This window comes from Streptomyces sp. NPDC127097 (genome assembly GCF_042724075.1).
Classification (GTDB): domain Bacteria; phylum Actinomycetota; class Actinomycetes; order Streptomycetales; family Streptomycetaceae; genus Streptomyces.
In genome coordinates this window covers 12,810-27,230 of sequence record NZ_JBHXFI010000049.1, presented here as the reverse complement: position 1 = coordinate 27,230, position 14,421 = coordinate 12,810, and the positions used below count along the sequence as shown (strand labels likewise).

Below are 14,421 nucleotides of genomic sequence, written 5' to 3'. Positions count from 1 at the left end.
CTCACCCCTTGCCTGTTGGTGCGTACGCCTAGCACTCCACCTCCCAGGGGGGGGGGGGGGGGGGGTGCTGATTCACCCCCAACCCCCCGCCCCCCGGCCGGCCCGGCGCGGATGCCTCAGCCGGGCCGCGTCAGTGCGCGCCGGTCCCGGTCAGCGAGCGGACCTCCAGCTCGGCGTACTTCCGGGCGTCCGGCTCCTCCTTCGACAGCAGCGATCCCAGCCAGCCGAGCAGGAAGCCCAGCGGGATGGAGATCAGCCCCGGGTTCTCCAGCGGGAAGAAGCCGAAGTCCGCGCCGGGGAACATCGAGGTCTCCTTGCCGGAGACGACCGGGGAGAAGAGCACCAGGAAGACGGAGGAGGCGAGGCCCCCGTAGATGGACCACAGCGCGCCCTGGGTGGTGAAGCGCTTCCAGAACAGGCTGTACAGGAGCGTCGGGAGGTTGGCGGAGGCGGCGACCGCGAAGGCGAGCGCCACCAGGCCGGCGACGTTCAGCCCGCGGGCGAAGACCCCCAGCACGATGGCGACCGCGCCGATGCCGACGGTCGCCCAGCGCGCCGCGCCGACCTCCTCCTTCTCGGTGGCCTTGCCCTTGCGGAGGACGTTGACGTACAGGTCGTGCGCGAAGGACGAGGACGAGGCGAGGGTGAGACCGGCGACCACCGCGAGGATGGTGGCGAAGGCGACGGCCGAGATGACGGCGAGCAGGATGGCGCCACCCGTGGAGCCGGCGCCGCCGCCGATCGCCTCGGCGAGGAGCGGGGCCGCGGTGTTGCCCGCCTTGTTGGAGGTGGTGATCGTCTCGGGCTTGATCAGGGCCGCGGCGCCGAAGCCCAGCGCGATGGTCATCAGGTAGAAGACGCCGATGATGCCGATCGCCCAGTTCACGGACTTACGGGCGGCCTTGGCGGTGGGGACCGTGTAGAAGCGGATGAGGATGTGCGGCAGGCCCGCGGTGCCCAGGACGAGGGCGAGGCCCAGCGAGATGAAGTCGATCTTCGAGGTGGTGGTGACGCCGTACTTGAGGCCGGGCTCCAGGAAGGCGGCACCCTTGCCGCTGTTCTCGGCGGCGGCGCCGAGCAGGTCGGAGAGGTTGAAGTGGAACTTGAGCGCCACCAGGAAGGTGATCAGCAGGGTGCCGGCGATCAGCAGCACGGCCTTGACCATCTGGACCCAGGTGGTGCCCTTCATGCCGCCGATGGTGACGTAGAGGATCATCACGATGCCGACGAGGACGACGACGAGGATCTTGCCCGCCTCGCTGGTGATGCCCAGGAGCAGGGTGACCAGGGCGCCCGCGCCGGCCATCTGGGCGAGCAGATAGAAGATCGAGACGATGATGGTGGAGGTGCCGGCGGCCGTTCGGACCGGGCGCTGGCGCATCCGGTAGGCGAGGACGTCGCCCATGGTGAACCGGCCGGAGTTGCGCAGGGGTTCGGCGACCAGGAGCAGCGCGACGAGCCAGGCGACGAGGAAGCCGATGGAGTAGAGGAAGCCGTCGTAGCCGAAGAGGGCGATGGCGCCGGCGATGCCCAGGAAGGACGCGGCGGACATGTAGTCGCCGGAAATGGCCAGTCCGTTCTGGAATCCGCTGAACTGCCGGCCGCCGGCGTAGAAGTCCTCCGCGCCCTTGGTCTGCCGTCCCGCCCAGACCGTGATGCCGAGGGTGGCGGCGACGAAGACCGCGAAGAGGGTGATGATCAGGGCGCGGTGCTCGCCCGCGCCGCCGGCCGCGAGCTGCTGGGTGAGGTTCATGCGTCGTCCTCCTTGTGGAGGGCGACGCCCTCCAGGCGGGACTTGATGGCCTCGGCCTTCGGGTCGAGCTTGGCGGCGGCGTGCCGGGAGTACCACCAGGCGATGAGGAAGGTCGTCACGAACTGGGCGATGCCGAGGACGAAGGCGACGTTGAGGTGGCCGGCGACCTTGGTGGCCATGAAGCCGCCGGCGTAGCTCGACAGCAGCACATATCCGAGGTACCAGAGCACGAAGGCGACGGTGAGCGGGAAGGCGAACGAGCGGTGTGCGCGGCGGAGTTCATCGAATTCCGCGCTCGACTGCACCTGGAGGTAGTCGGGCGGCTCATGCGTCCCCGGGTCGAGGGTCGGTGCGGCGCTCACGGGGTCTCCTGACGCGAGGGGGCGGGTTCCCAGGGACCGGTCCGGGTCTGCGCGGGAGCACCCCGCCCGGTCATAAGGCTCATATAAGTGAACTGGATCACGCATCGTAGAGGCGTGGCTCACGATCCGACAGGGGGTCGTTGGTTGAATCCCAGAAGAAACCGGGGAATGCCCGCGCCGACCGCCACCGCGTGCGGGGCACTTCGTTGAGCCCGGTGTGAATCCGCCGCCCCAGCAGGCCCCGCAGCCACCCGCTCCCCGTCGGCGCCCGTACGGCAGCATCCGGCTGCCGGCGCCGCTCGCCGTCCCCCCGTCGGAGCCCCGGCCGGGGACCGCCGCGGCCGCCCGCCGCTGGTACGGCCCGCGGATCGCGCTGCCCCCGCTGAGCATCACGACGTTGCGGCGCCCCGGCTGAGCGGGGCACCGTCCAGATCAGGCCAAGATCGGCTGACCCTCCGTCAACTTGACCCCCTGGCCAGGTTTTCGCCCCGTTTTTTTGCGTTTCCATTGCTGCCCGCGAGTGATCGCCGATAACTTCACGCACATTGCACCGGCCCGTGCGCAAATCCGCGCCCGGGCGGTCTCACGGATGATGTGGAGTATCCATGGCACATCCCCGCTCAAGACGCATGCGGGCGCTGGCCGTACCGCTCGGACTGGCGCTGACGGCGTCGCTCGGTTTCCTGCCGAACGCGGCCACCGCCGCACCCCAGGACTCCGCCCCGGCCGCAGCGGCCTCGGCCGACGGCCCGCTGCTCTCGTACGTCGTGAACACCGCGCCCGGCCACACCACGGTCGGCAAGGTCAAGAAGGCGATAGCCCAGGCCGGCGGGAAGGTGATCGTCGCCCATGAGCAGATAGGCGTGATCGTCGTCCACTCGGCCGACCCGCAGTTCGCCGCCACCGTGCGGACGGTGCCGGGCGTGCAGTCGGCGGGCGCGACCCGTACCGCGCCGCTCAAGGCACAGGGCACCACCGACATCGGCAAGCCGCAGAAGGTCGACCTGCCGAAGTCCCAGCTCAAGGCGGCCGGCCAGGCAGCGAAGGCCAATGGCGAGGAGCCGCTGGAACCGCTTCAGTGGGACCTGCCCGCCATCAAGGCCGACAAGGCCGCGAAGGTGAACCCGGGCAACAAGAACGTCACCGTCGCCGTCATCGACACCGGTGTGGACGACACCCACCCCGACCTGAAGCCCAACTTCTCCGCGAAGCAGTCCGCCAACTGCGTGGGCGGGGTGGCCGATACCTCCAAGGGTGCCTGGCGCCCCTGGAACCCGGACGAGGACTACCACGGCACCCATGTCGCCGGCACGATCGCCGCGGCCCGTAACGGCGTTGGTGTGTCGGGCGTCGCCCCGGGCGTGAAGATCTCCGCCGTCAAGGTCAGCGAGCCGGAGACGAGCCTCTTCTACGCCGAGAGCGTGGTCTGCGCCTTCGTCTTCGCGGCCGACCACGGCGTCGAGGTCACCAACAACAGCTACTACGTCGACCCGTGGATGTTCAACTGCAAGAACGACGCCGACCAGGCCGCCATCATCGACGCGGTCGGCCGTGCGGCGAGCTACGCGCAGCGCAAGGGCGCGATCAATGTCGCGGCGGCGGGCAACTCCGCCATGGACCTGGGGGCCGCCCAGCTCACCGACACCTCCAGCCCCAACGACACCACCCCCGTCGAGCGCAAGGTCACCCCGAAGACCTGCTGGGACGTGCCCACCCAGCTGCCGGGCACGGTGACGGTCGCGGCGAGCGGCGTGCAGAAGCTCAAGTCGTACTACTCGAACTACGGCCTCAACCAGATCGATGTGGCCGCGCCGGGCGGTGACACGAGGCAGGTGCCCGAACTGCCCGCCAAGAACGGCAACATCCTCTCCACCATGCCGGGCGGCGACTGGGCCTACCTGGCCGGTACCTCCATGGCCAGCCCGCATGTCGCGGGTGTCGCGGCGCTGCTCAAGAGCGCCCACCCGAAGTCCAGCCCGCAGGAGATCCAGTGGCTCCTCAAGAAGCAGGCGGACAACCCCGGCTGCCCCACGGGTGAGACGACCTGCACCGGCACCAAGCATGTCAACAGCCACTTCGGCTACGGCATCGTCGATGCGCTGGACGCGGTGAAGAAGTAACTCCCGGTCCGGTGACGGCCGTTGCGGAAGAGGGCCGGGTGATCATCACCCGGCCCTCTTTCCTGCCTCCCGGGAGCGGGCCCGTGGGCCGGTCAGGCCGGGTCGCGGCCGAGGAAGGCCGCCAGCCGGTCCGTGGCGCCCGCGCCGGGCGGAGCGGGGCGCTCCGGGGCGAACGAGCTGCCCTCGGTGCGTGGCGCCGCGCCATAGATCCGGCGCGCCGCGGCCAGGGTCTCCTCGGCGGCCTTGGGCGCCAGTCCGGTCGGCGCGCCGATCGCCCGTGCCAAGTCCCACCCGTGTGCGAGGAGTTCGACCACGACCTGTTGGACGATCATCGCGCCGGGCGCCTCATAGGGGCCGTAGGTGCGGTGCAGCATCCCGCTGCCGGTGAAGGCCGCGCGGGCGGCGTACACCGAGTCCGCGAAGGCGGTGCGGTGGTCGTCGCCGAGATGGTCGGCGGTGTGGTCGGCGCGCGGGGTGCCCTCGGCGATCGAGGTGGCCATCAGGTTCTCCCACACCATGTGGTCGAGCAGCTCCCGGACGGTCCAGCCCGCGCACGGTGTCGGCAGCGCGAGGTCCTCGGGCCGTACCGCGGCGACCAGGGCGGCGACGTCCCGGGTCACCTCTTCGTAGGCGCGCAGCACCCGGTCCGGGTCGGTGCCGTCGAACGCGGAGCGGTCCAGTTCGTACGGGCCGGGGTGGGCGCGCAGCGCGGCCGTGGTCCAGGTGCCGGCGGTGTCCCAGCGGGGTGGCGCGGGCCGGCCGGTGACCGTGCACAGCAGCTGCCAGTAGCGCTCGACCACCGGCTCGGCGGCGGTCTCCAGCTGCTCCAGCAGCCGGGCGCGGGCCGCCGGGCCGTCCTCGGCGGGCGGGTCGGCGGTGCCGGTCTGGGTGGGGAGCCAGGCGGCGACCAGTTCGGCGATGACGGGCTCGGCGGCCGGGGAGTCCGGCGCGATACCGGCCGCGACGGCCGCCTCGCCGCGTGTCCGCATCAACTCGGCGACACCGATGGCTGCTTGCTCCTGCGCGGGCGCCTCCCCCACCGCCCCCGCCGTACGCGCGCTGTACTCCGCCAACCGGCGCAGTGCCGCCCGTAGTTCCGGCTCGCGGACCAGGGCGGCCAGTTCGAGCCAGGCGCCGATCTGCTCGGGGGCGGGGTCGTCGGGCAGATCGGGGGTGGCGGCCAGCAGGCCGCGGCGGTAGGCGGGAGCGTCCACCCCGTCGAGGGCGTCCTCGACGAAGTCCGTGATGATCAGGCGGCGTTCCCGGGCCGACAGACGGGCCAGTTCGGTCATGTACGGCAGCTCCTCTGCTGCGCTGCCCCGCGCGGCCACCGAGCGCAGCACCGCGGACTGGAGCCGCAGGGTGCAGATCTGCGCGTCCAGCGCGTCCGCCCACTGCGCCGCCGTCCCGGCGAGCGTGCACTCGCGGTGCAGTACGGACCGGATGGCCGCCAGCCCGATGCCCAGCGCGCGCAGGCTGCGCACGATCTCCAGGCGGGCCGGGGCGTCCGGGCCGTAGAGCCGGTAGCCCGCGGGGGTGCGGGCGGCGGGCGGCAGCAGGTCCTGGTCCGACCAACTGCGGATGGTCTTGACCGGGACACCGGTCAGCCCGGCCAGTTCGCCGATGGTGAGCAGACCCGTGCCGTCCTCGTTCATGCCGTCCACTCTCGGGTCTCCCCCGGAGGGAGACTCAAGCCGAGGGCCTACGGCGGTGCACCGGCCCGCCGGAAGGCCCTCGGCGACTCACGGTGTGCCCGCCGCCCGCAGCTCCCGCGCCTGCCGTGGCGTGGGCCGCGGAGCCGTGGTGGCGGACCGCAGCACCCCGTCGGCCAGCGCCCACTGGGCCGCGGCATAGGTGCACATGATCCAGAACTGCGGGGCCGGGAGCTGCGGCCAGTGCGCGATCCCGCTCGCGATCAAGGTGTCGGAGAGCAGGAACAGCAGCCCGCCGGCCGCGGCCCACGGGCCCGCCCGGAGCCCGCCGAACGCCATCGCGGTGAGCAGCAGGCTGTACCCGGCGACCGGAATCCGCAGCTCCGCCGGGAGGTCCGGCCACAGGAGCACCACCGTGCCGGTCAGCAGCACGGCGTACGCGGCACCGGCCGCCACGGTCGGTCCCCGTCGGCCGCCTGCGGGAGCCGTCCCGTAACGGGCGAACAGCAGCAGATAGCAGACGTGTCCGGCGGCGAACGAGCCCATCCCCACCAGGAAGGCGATATCCCCGCCGATCTGGAGGAAGGTGTCGCCGCCACAGCCGAAGAGGAGCGCACCGGCGAGCAGCGGGGGGCCGCCGCGCGCCAGCGCATAGCCGGCGAGCACCGGCATCAGCGCGGGCTTGGTGAGCTGTACGACGGGCGGGACGCCCGCCAGCAGTGCCCCGAGGTGCACGACACTCAGCAGGGCGAACGCCCACAGCAGCGGTGATACGGCCCGCGGCCACCGTGCCGTCACGCGGCCGGCTCCTCTACGGAGGCGGGCGCCCGGTTCCCGGACGGGCCGTCCTCCGGGGCCTTCGCCGCGACGGCCCGCTCGGCCGGCTGCCAGCCCGGCCCTCGGAACACCCGGCCGGCGCGCTCGCGCCAGCTGTCCGCGGCCCGTATGTCCCGCGCGATGGCGGCGTACTCATGGGTGGCCACCCGCAGCGGGTTGAAGGTCTCGATGTTCTTGGTGAGCCCGTAGACCGGCCGCTCGGTCTCCGCGACGAACGAGCCGAACATCCGGTCCCAGAGGATCAGGATCCCGCCGAAGTTGCGGTCCAGGTAGCCGCCCTGTGAGGCGTGGTGGACGCGGTGGTGGGAGGGGGTGTTGAGCACGAACTCGAAGGGCCGGGGCAGCTTGTCGATCCGCTCCGTGTGCACCCAGAACTGGTAGACGAGGTTGGCCCCGGAGGTGAAGGCGATCACGGCCGGATGGACGCCGAGGGCGACCATCGGGACGTAGAACGGCCAGACGGTCCAGGTCGTCCAGGGCTGTCGCAGCGCGGTGGTGAGGTTGAACTTCTTGCTGGAGTGGTGCACCACGTGGCAGGCCCACAGGACACGGATGACGTGGTGGCCGCGGTGCGACCAGTAGTAGAAGAAGTCCTGGGCGAGCAGCATCAGGAGCAGCGTCCACCACACCACGGGCACCCGCAGCGGGGTGAGTTCGTAGATCGCGGCGTAGATCGCCACGATCGGTATCTTCCACAGCGTGTCGAACACGAGGCTCCCGAGCCCCATGCCGACGCTGGTGGCGGCGTCCTTCGCCTCGTAGCCCTCCGCGTCCTCGTCGGGATGCAGGCGGTAGCTCACCATCTCCACCACGGTGAGCAGGACGAAGGCCGGTACGGACCACAACACGACATCGGGCAGGTGCGGCATGTCCCGCACCATAAAGGCGTTGACGGGCGTGCCGCTAGGGGTTGTTACTGAGAAGTATGTAAGACGCGCCGTCAGCTGGGCCGCATCGTCCGCCGCCGGCACCCCACCACGACCGGAAACGAGGCCCCATGACCGGCACCCCCACCCTCGCCCTGTTAGGCGGCGGCTTCTCCGGCGATCCGGACGGCCTGCTGGACGACTTCGTCCTGGAGACCGTGGGCCGGCCCCGGCCGAAGGTCTGCTTCCTGCCGACCGCGAGCGGCGATGCGCCGGCGTACATCGAGGGGTTCCACGCGGCGTTCGGGGCGCGGGACTGCGAACCGGACCCCCTGGAGCTGTTCCGGCGCACCGTGACCGACCTGCGGTCCTTCGTCCTCGCGCAGGACATCGTCTACGTCGGCGGCGGCAACACCGCCAACATGCTCGCCGTCTGGCGGGCGCACGGCCTGGACGCCATCCTGCGCGAGGCATACGCGTCCGGGGTGCTGCTGTGCGGCATCAGCGCCGGGGCGTGCTGCTGGTTCGAGTCCGCGTTCTCCGACTCCTTCGGCCCGCCGGCGCCGCTCACCGACGGGCTGGGACTGCTGCCGGGCAGCCTGTGTCCGCACTACGACAGCGAGCCGGAGCGGCGGCCCGGGTATCTGGCGGCGGTCAAGGACCGTGCGCTGCCCGGGGGCTGGGCGGTCGACGACGGCGCCGCCGGGGTGTTCACCGACGGCCGCCTGGTGGAGGTGGTCACCCGGAAGCCGGGGGCCACCCTCCGCAGGGTGAGCGTCGGTGCGGACGGCGCGGTGACGGAGGTGGCACGGCCGGCGCGACTGCTGGGGGCTTAGGGCTCGCACAGAAATCGCGGGGCGCTCCGCTGCGGGCCGCCGCATCGCGAGAAGGCCGTCCGGCCGGAGCGGACGGCACACGACAAAGGCAAGGAGGTTCACCTCCCTGCCACTCTCAACCTATAGCGCACCGGGGGGCTTGCGGCAAGACCCGGGTCGTGCCGCAAGATGGGCGGCCGAAACCAGAACCTGGGGAAATGGGGGATTTGCGCTATGCGTGTGGTGTTGTCGGCATGGGGGTCGCGCGGGGACGTCGAGCCACTGGCCGCGCTGGCGGTGCGGTTGCGGGAATTCGGCGCGGAGGCACGGGTGTGCGCACCGCCGGACGAGGAGTTCGCGGCGCTGCTGGCCGGTGTCGGCGTGGAGCTGGTGCCGCTCGGCCCGTCGGTGCGCTCGGTGGTGACCGGCGAACGGCCGCCGACGGCGCAGGACGCGTTCCGGCTTGCGCCCGAGTTGGTCGCCGCGCGGTTCGAGACGCTCACCGCGGCGGCCGAGGGGTGTGACGCGCTCCTTGCGACCGGCCTGATGCCGGCCGGCGCCCGGGATGTGGCCGAGAAGCTGGGCATCCCCTACGTGCTCGCGTGCTTCCATCCGTTCGGCCTGCCCTCGCGGCACTTCCGTCCGGGGGCGCGGCCGGGCACGCCGTCGCCGCGGGAGGAGACCGACCTCAAGGTGCTGTGGGAGCAGGACGCCCAGCGCGTGAACGCGTTGTACGGGGAGGCGCTCAACCGTCACCGGGCGGCGATCGGTTTGCCGCCCGTGGACAACGTCCGTGACCACGTCCTCACTGGCCGGCCGTGGCTGGCGGCGGACCCGGTCCTGGGCCCGTGGCAGGAGATGACGGAGCTCGACCTGGTGCAGACCGGGGCGTGGATCCTGCCGGACGAACGCCCCCTCCCGGACGGCCTGGAGGCGTTCCTGGACGCCGGTGAACCGCCGGTGTACGTGGGCTTCGGCAGCATGGCCCTGCACCTCTCGAAGGACCTCGCCCGGGTGGCCGTCGAGGCGGTCCGCGCACGAGGGCACCGGGTCCTCCTCGCCCGCGGCTGGGCCGGGCTGGCCCCGATCGACGACCGGGACGACTGCTTCGTCGTGGGCGAGGTGAACCAGCAGGCGCTGTTCGCCCGGGTGGCCGCCGTCGTGCACCACGGCGGCGCGGGCACCACGACGACGGCCGCCCGCGCCGGTGCGCCTCAGGTCGTGGTGCCCCAGATCGCGGACCAGCCGCACTGGGCCGCCCGGGTGGCCGAGTTGGGCATCGGCGCGGCACACGACGGCCCGGCCCCGACCGTCGACTCCCTGTCCGCCGCGCTCACCACGGCCCTGGCCCCGGAGACCGGGGCACGAGCGAGGGCCGTGGCCGGCACGATCCGCACCGACGGGGCGACGCTGGCCGCGCAACTGCTGCTCGACACGGCCGGCCGGGGAAGGCCGCCCGGGTCCGCGTGAACCACCGGAAGCGTTGAGCCAGGGGCGGCGGGCGTCGGACGGCACCGGCTTCGAGCGGCATGTGGTGCGGCGTCCTCAGGGCCTGGCCGCCGGGGGCGCCCCTTCGCCAGTCGTCCGGCCGCTCCGCGCCCTCACCACACCCGCACCGACCCACCCCGGGCGAACGCCGGGCTGGTGGCGTCCGGGGGGATCTTTTCCAGGGGCTCGGAGATATCGGTGATCCTGGGGCCGACGCGGGCGGCGTGGGGGGCGAGGCGGGCGAGGTCGAAGCCGTAGACGCGGGCGGCGTTGGTGCCGAGCATGGCGGCGGTCTCGTCGGCCGGGACGTCCGCGTAGGCGAGGCGGAGGGCCTCGCGGGAGTGCGGGTGGGTGCCTTCGTCGTGGGGGTAGTCGCTGCCCCACATGATCTTGTCGAGGCCGATGCGGTGGCGCAGCGGGACCTCGTGCGGGCGCATGAAGCTGGCGCCCACGAAGCAGTGGTCGCGCCAGATCCCGGCCGGGGAGTCGCCCATGGCCGCGGCCAGGCCGACGCCGAACTTGGCCTCGGCGGTGGCGGCCCGCGACGCCGCGACCAGCCGCCCGTGGTAGTAGTCCAGCATGTCCAGGACGCCGGGGATCCAGCCGGAGCCCTGTTCGGTGAGGACCAGGCGGAGACCGGGATGGCGGTGGAAGACGCCGCCGAAGATCAGGTGCCACAGGGCCCGGTGGGAGAACCAGGTCGTCTCGACCATGAACACGGCGCGGGCGGCGGGTTCGTCGCCGAGCGGCGGGGAGGCCGAGCCGCCGTGGTGGTTCACCGGCACGTCCAGTTCCGCGCAGACCGCCCAGAGGGGGTCGTAGTGCGTGGAGTGGAGTTCGGGGAGGCCGGAGCCGGGCGGGGTGCCGGGGAGCATGATGCCGCCGGTGAGGCCGGCTTCCTTGGTGCGGCGGACCTCCCGTACGGCCTCGTCGACATCGTTGAGGAGGATCTGGGCGACGCCGGCCCGGCGGCCGGGGGCCTCGGCGCAGAAGTCGGCGAGCCAGCGGTTGTGGGCGCGCAGGCCCGCCCAGCGCTGCTCGGCGTCCGTGCGGGTGGGCGCGGGGGCCATGAGGGCGGCGCTGGGGAAGAACGGCGGGATGGTGTTCGGGAAGACGACCTCGGCGACGATGCCGTCGGCTTCCATTTCGGCCAGCCGGCGGGCGGAGTTCCAGTTGCGGTCGGCGGTGTCGGCGAGCAGATCCTCGTGCGGGTTGACGTAGGAGGCCGCCCAGGCGTCGAAGTCCTCGTGGTAACGGGACTCCAAGTAGGGCCGGTAGTCGAGGAGGTCGGCGCCGGCGTGGCAGTCGGCGGAGATCACGGTGTAGCGGTCGTCGGTCATCGCTGCGCCCCCAGTACCGGGAAGTCGTGGTCGGTCAGCCAGTGGCGGCCCACCTCGCGGGAGCGGGCCCAGGACGCCTCGACCGCCAACTGGTCGGCGCTCTGGCCGAGCTCGGCCGGGGTGGGGCCGATACGGCGGGCCAGCGGGGCCAGCCGCGCGGTGTCGAAGCCGAACGCCTCGGCGGCGGACAGGCCCAGCATCCGGCGGGTCTCGGCGACCGGAATGTCATGGAAGGTCTTCGTCAGCCAGTCGCGGGTGTCCGGCCAGGTGCCTTCGGGGTGCGGGAAGTCGCTGCCCCAGAGGATGTTGTCGACGCCGATCTCGTAACGCTGGGCGAGTTCCCGGCGCTTGGTGTTGGTGGCGCAGACGAAGACCTGCCGGTCCAGGTACTCGTGCGGCGGGCGCTTGAGGGCGGCGAACGGGGAGAGCTTCTTGCCGCCGTGGGCGCCCAGGTAGAGCCGGTCCATGAACCACAGCAGGTTGGGCAGCCACCAGCAGCCGGACTCGGCGATGCCGAAGCGCAGGCCGGGATGGCGTTCGAAGACCCCGGACCAGAGCAGGAACCACAGGGGCCGCGCGGGCCACCAGGTCACCTCGGAGACATAGATCCCGAGGTGGTCGCCGTACTCGTGGCGGGGTGCGGCCCCGGAGTGGGTCAGCACCGGCATCGCGCACTCCGCGGCCGCCGCCCACACCGGGTCGTAACGGCGGTCGTGGTACGGCTCCTTGTCGACCCACATGGACGGGATCATCAGGGCGCCGAGCCCGGATTCCTTGGCGCGGTGTATCTCGGCCACGACCCGGCCGGTGTCGGCGGTGACCGGCAACAGGGCCACCCCGCAGTGCCGTTCGGGGTGCCCGGACACGAAGTCGGCGAGCCAGCGGTTGTGGGCCTGGGCACCCGCCATGCCGAGGTCCGGGTCCTGGTCGCCGGAGAGGCCGAGACCGACGCCGAACGGGGCCGCGGTGCCGCTGTCGACGGCGTCCGCGTCCGGGAAGACGACCTCCGCCGCCACCCCGTCGCCGTCGAGTTCCTTCAGGCGCTGCGCGGGGTCCCAGCCGCCGCGCAGGCCCTCCTCGTGGTCCTGGAACCACCGGGCGGCGAAGGCTTCGTTGCGGATGCCGAGGCGGGTGGCCGCCGCGCGGCGGGCGTCCCGTTCGCCGAGGAATGTCTCGAAGGCACGGTGGAAACGGGCCTCCAGGTAGGGGCGGTACTCCTCGGTGGGGAGCCCGGCGTGGCAGTCGGAGGAGATGATCAGGTACGGATCGTCCGGGCCGGGACGGGTGTCCGGCCGGTCCTCGGGGGCCTGTGGGTCCGTAGGGGCCTGTGGGTCCGTGGGGGCTTGTGGGTCCGTCATGGCGAACCTCCCTCAGTCGTCCGGGTCGAGGATGAAGTGCTCCAGGTAGTCGGGGGCGGTGCGGCCGAGCATCGAGGCGGACCGCGCCCGGATCTGCGCGTCGGTGTGCGCGGCGGGCGGCAGCAGCCAGAAGCGGTCCGCCCGGACGCCGTCCACGACCTGCGCGGCGACGTCCTCGACGGGGGTGAAGGCGACCTCCTGTCCGGCCTCCTTCATGGCCGCCTCCCATTGCGCCAGGCTGCGGTACGGCGTACGGCGCGGCCGGGACTTGGCGTAGCGCGCGGGCCGGTTGCGGTGCGACTCCCACAGGCCGGTGCGGAGCATGTGCGGGCCGGGGAAGAGCACCGAGGCGCCGATGGGGGCGCGCTCGGCCCTGAGGTGGGCGTAGAGCGATTCGGTCATGGTCACCACGGCCGCCTTGGTGACGGCGTAGACGGACGCGGTGGGCAGCGGGGCGACGCCGCCGTCCGTCGAGGAGGTGTTGACGACATGGCCGGGGCCGCCGCCCGCCAGCATCCGGGGAACGAAGCACTGGATGCCGTGGAAGACGCCCCAGACGTTCACCGCGAACGCCCAGGCCCAGTCGTTGGGCTCGTGTTCCCACATCCGCCCCTCGGCGCCGGAGCCCACCCCCGCGTTGTTGCACAGCAGATGGACGGCGCCGAAGGTGTCGTACGCGGCGTCGGCGAGGGCGGCGACCTCGGCACGCACCCCGACGTCCACGGTGCGCGCCAGGACCCGGGCGCCGTCCGCGGTCAGCTCGTCGGCGGCGGCCCGCAGCGGCTCCTCCTCGACGTCCGCGAGGACCACCCGCAGCCCCTCCGCGGCGAAGCGGCGCGCCATGGCCAGGCCGATGCCGCTCGCGGCGCCGGTGACGACCGCGACCTGTCCCGCGGTCAGCTCCATGCCCGCTCCCCTCTCCGTGCCGCTGGGGCCGGCCGCTTCTCCGGCCGGGGGCTCGGCGTTGCTCTCCGGGCAGCACCGGCATCAGGCACTCCCCTCGGGCGGCCCGTCGAGGAGCTGCTGCGGATCGTCGTAGCGCTGGTGGATGTACGGCAGCAGGGACTCGGCGCTCACCCGCTCGACGACCCGGCCCTGCTGGTCGGTGGTCTTCTCGCCGAGGGTGAGCTCGACGAGGGTGTGGACGGGGAGGTCGGCGACGGGGTCGTACATCGACTCGCGCAGGACGACATCGCCGGTGATCCGCTCCAGCCTGCGGACCTTCTCGTGGCGCAGGCAGTGCACCAGCACCGGGTCGAGGTCGAAGCCCGAACCGTCCACGGCGGGCAGGAACTTGAAGTAGAAGTCGGTCTTCCGGACCGGCTCGGGGACCGGCAGCGGTCCGCTCACCGCGCCGCGTACCTCGACGAAGGCGATGCCGTGCCGGGCGAGCGCGGCGCGCACCACCGGGCCGTCGCGCTCGACGGTGACCTCGCCCAGTTTCTTGGGTTCGCCGAAGACCTCCCGCCCGCCGGTCAGGGCCCGCTCATGGGTCATCGGCATCACGAGCGGATACCAGCCCTCGACGCCGCGGTGGGCGGCGGCGACGGCGACCGAGCCGGCGCCCAGGGGGTAACCGGGCAGCTCGACCTTGCTGACGGTGGCCCGGACCAGCGGGCGTCCGGTGGGTTCGAGGGGCGGCGGCAGCACGGCCGCGACCGCCTCCGGGTCGCTCTCCCACACGGCGAGCACACCGGTGGACCAGATCTCGGGAAGCTTGGAGCTCGCGGTGCGTGCCGCGGTGATCTCCGCCGCGGTGCGTGCTCCGTAGCGTATGCGTGCCATGGCGTACCACCCTTCGTCGTCGGTGACTTGCGGGGGTCGTGCGAG

Annotated in this window: 13 protein-coding genes; 4 read left to right on the top strand and 9 right to left on the bottom strand. The window is 72.4% G+C overall.

Going from position 1 to position 14,421, the window contains the following annotated elements; all coding sequences use genetic code 11:
* Positions 1-130: 130 nt before the first annotated feature.
* Both ACFWJW_RS28970 and ACFWJW_RS28965 read right to left on the bottom strand, forming a co-directional pair.
* Entirely contained in the window at positions 131-1,753 is a 1,623-nt protein-coding gene (locus tag ACFWJW_RS28970; protein ID WP_387246978.1) for a cation acetate symporter, read from the bottom strand.
* On the bottom strand, positions 1,750-2,115 hold the full coding sequence (locus tag ACFWJW_RS28965; RefSeq protein ID WP_387246976.1) for a DUF485 domain-containing protein: 366 nt from the start codon (positions 2,113-2,115) through the stop codon (positions 1,750-1,752). Before ACFWJW_RS28965 ends, ACFWJW_RS28970 begins: the two co-directional genes overlap by 4 nt.
* 217 nt (positions 2,116-2,332) lie before the next feature.
* Here ACFWJW_RS28965 and ACFWJW_RS28960 point away from each other — a divergent pair, with 217 nt between their 5' ends.
* A complete protein-coding gene (locus ACFWJW_RS28960) occupies positions 2,333-2,530 on the top strand; it encodes a hypothetical protein (protein WP_387246974.1) in 198 nt (65 codons plus the stop codon).
* A gap of 190 nt (positions 2,531-2,720) precedes the next feature.
* Entirely contained in the window at positions 2,721-4,235 is a 1,515-nt protein-coding gene (locus ACFWJW_RS28955; protein WP_387246972.1) for a S8 family serine peptidase, read from the top strand.
* Positions 4,236-4,327: 92 nt separating this feature from the next.
* Here ACFWJW_RS28955 and ACFWJW_RS28950 read toward each other — a convergent pair whose 3' ends face one another.
* From ACFWJW_RS28950 to ACFWJW_RS28940, 3 genes are all read right to left on the bottom strand, one after another.
* The gene (locus tag ACFWJW_RS28950; protein ID WP_387246970.1) at positions 4,328-5,890 is read right to left on the bottom strand and encodes a TIGR03086 family metal-binding protein; all 1,563 of its coding nucleotides are present in this window, start codon (positions 5,888-5,890) and stop codon (positions 4,328-4,330) included.
* An 87-nt stretch (positions 5,891-5,977) separates the two neighbouring features.
* The gene (locus tag ACFWJW_RS28945; RefSeq protein WP_387246968.1) at positions 5,978-6,685 is read right to left on the bottom strand and encodes a lysoplasmalogenase; all 708 of its coding nucleotides are present in this window, start codon (positions 6,683-6,685) and stop codon (positions 5,978-5,980) included.
* Positions 6,682-7,593, bottom strand: a complete 912-nt coding sequence (locus ACFWJW_RS28940; protein ID WP_387246966.1) for a sterol desaturase family protein — start codon at positions 7,591-7,593, stop codon at positions 6,682-6,684. The genes ACFWJW_RS28945 and ACFWJW_RS28940 overlap by 4 nt, the downstream gene beginning before the upstream one ends.
* Positions 7,594-7,721: 128 nt before the next feature.
* On the opposite strand from ACFWJW_RS28940, the gene ACFWJW_RS28935 reads away from it, so the two are divergent.
* Both ACFWJW_RS28935 and ACFWJW_RS28930 read left to right on the top strand, forming a co-directional pair.
* The gene (locus ACFWJW_RS28935) at positions 7,722-8,426 is read left to right on the top strand and encodes a Type 1 glutamine amidotransferase-like domain-containing protein (protein ID WP_387246964.1); all 705 of its coding nucleotides are present in this window, start codon (positions 7,722-7,724) and stop codon (positions 8,424-8,426) included.
* A gap of 213 nt (positions 8,427-8,639) precedes the next feature.
* Entirely contained in the window at positions 8,640-9,875 is a 1,236-nt protein-coding gene (locus ACFWJW_RS28930; RefSeq protein ID WP_387246962.1) for a glycosyltransferase, read from the top strand.
* Positions 9,876-10,006: 131 nt separating this feature from the next.
* On the opposite strand, the gene ACFWJW_RS28925 is transcribed toward ACFWJW_RS28930, so the two are convergent.
* The 4 genes from ACFWJW_RS28925 to ACFWJW_RS28910 all read right to left on the bottom strand — a co-directional run bounded on the left by ACFWJW_RS28925 (position 10,007) and on the right by ACFWJW_RS28910 (position 14,376).
* Positions 10,007-11,233: an amidohydrolase family protein gene (locus ACFWJW_RS28925; protein ID WP_387246960.1), complete on the bottom strand. Its 1,227-nt coding sequence runs from the start codon at positions 11,231-11,233 to the stop codon at positions 10,007-10,009.
* Positions 11,230-12,591: an amidohydrolase family protein gene (locus ACFWJW_RS28920; RefSeq protein WP_387246958.1), complete on the bottom strand. Its 1,362-nt coding sequence runs from the start codon at positions 12,589-12,591 to the stop codon at positions 11,230-11,232. Before ACFWJW_RS28920 ends, ACFWJW_RS28925 begins: the two co-directional genes overlap by 4 nt.
* A 12-nt stretch (positions 12,592-12,603) precedes the next feature.
* Positions 12,604-13,497 (bottom strand): SDR family NAD(P)-dependent oxidoreductase, encoded by an 894-nt coding sequence (locus tag ACFWJW_RS28915; RefSeq protein WP_387246956.1) that lies wholly within the window; start codon positions 13,495-13,497, stop codon positions 12,604-12,606.
* A gap of 81 nt (positions 13,498-13,578) precedes the next feature.
* Complete coding sequence (locus ACFWJW_RS28910) at positions 13,579-14,376, bottom strand: acetoacetate decarboxylase family protein (protein WP_387246954.1); 798 nt, start codon at positions 14,374-14,376, stop codon at positions 13,579-13,581.
* Between the last annotated feature and the right edge of the window lie 45 nt (positions 14,377-14,421).

Coding starts and splice junctions, on each gene's coding strand:
- ACFWJW_RS28970 (WP_387246978.1), bottom strand. CDS start 1,753: ATGAACCTCACCCAGCAGCTCGCGGCCGGCGGCGCGGGCGAGCACCGC.
- ACFWJW_RS28955 (WP_387246972.1), top strand. CDS start 2,721: ATGGCACATCCCCGCTCAAGACGCATGCGGGCGCTGGCCGTACCGCTC.
- ACFWJW_RS28950 (WP_387246970.1), bottom strand. CDS start 5,890: ATGAACGAGGACGGCACGGGTCTGCTCACCATCGGCGAACTGGCCGGG.
- ACFWJW_RS28940 (WP_387246966.1), bottom strand. CDS start 7,593: ATGCCGCACCTGCCCGATGTCGTGTTGTGGTCCGTACCGGCCTTCGTC.
- ACFWJW_RS28935 (WP_387246964.1), top strand. CDS start 7,722: ATGACCGGCACCCCCACCCTCGCCCTGTTAGGCGGCGGCTTCTCCGGC.
- ACFWJW_RS28930 (WP_387246962.1), top strand. CDS start 8,640: ATGCGTGTGGTGTTGTCGGCATGGGGGTCGCGCGGGGACGTCGAGCCA.
- ACFWJW_RS28925 (WP_387246960.1), bottom strand. CDS start 11,233: ATGACCGACGACCGCTACACCGTGATCTCCGCCGACTGCCACGCCGGC.
- ACFWJW_RS28920 (WP_387246958.1), bottom strand. CDS start 12,591: ATGACGGACCCACAAGCCCCCACGGACCCACAGGCCCCTACGGACCCA.
- ACFWJW_RS28915 (WP_387246956.1), bottom strand. CDS start 13,497: ATGGAGCTGACCGCGGGACAGGTCGCGGTCGTCACCGGCGCCGCGAGC.
- ACFWJW_RS28910 (WP_387246954.1), bottom strand. CDS start 14,376: ATGGCACGCATACGCTACGGAGCACGCACCGCGGCGGAGATCACCGCG.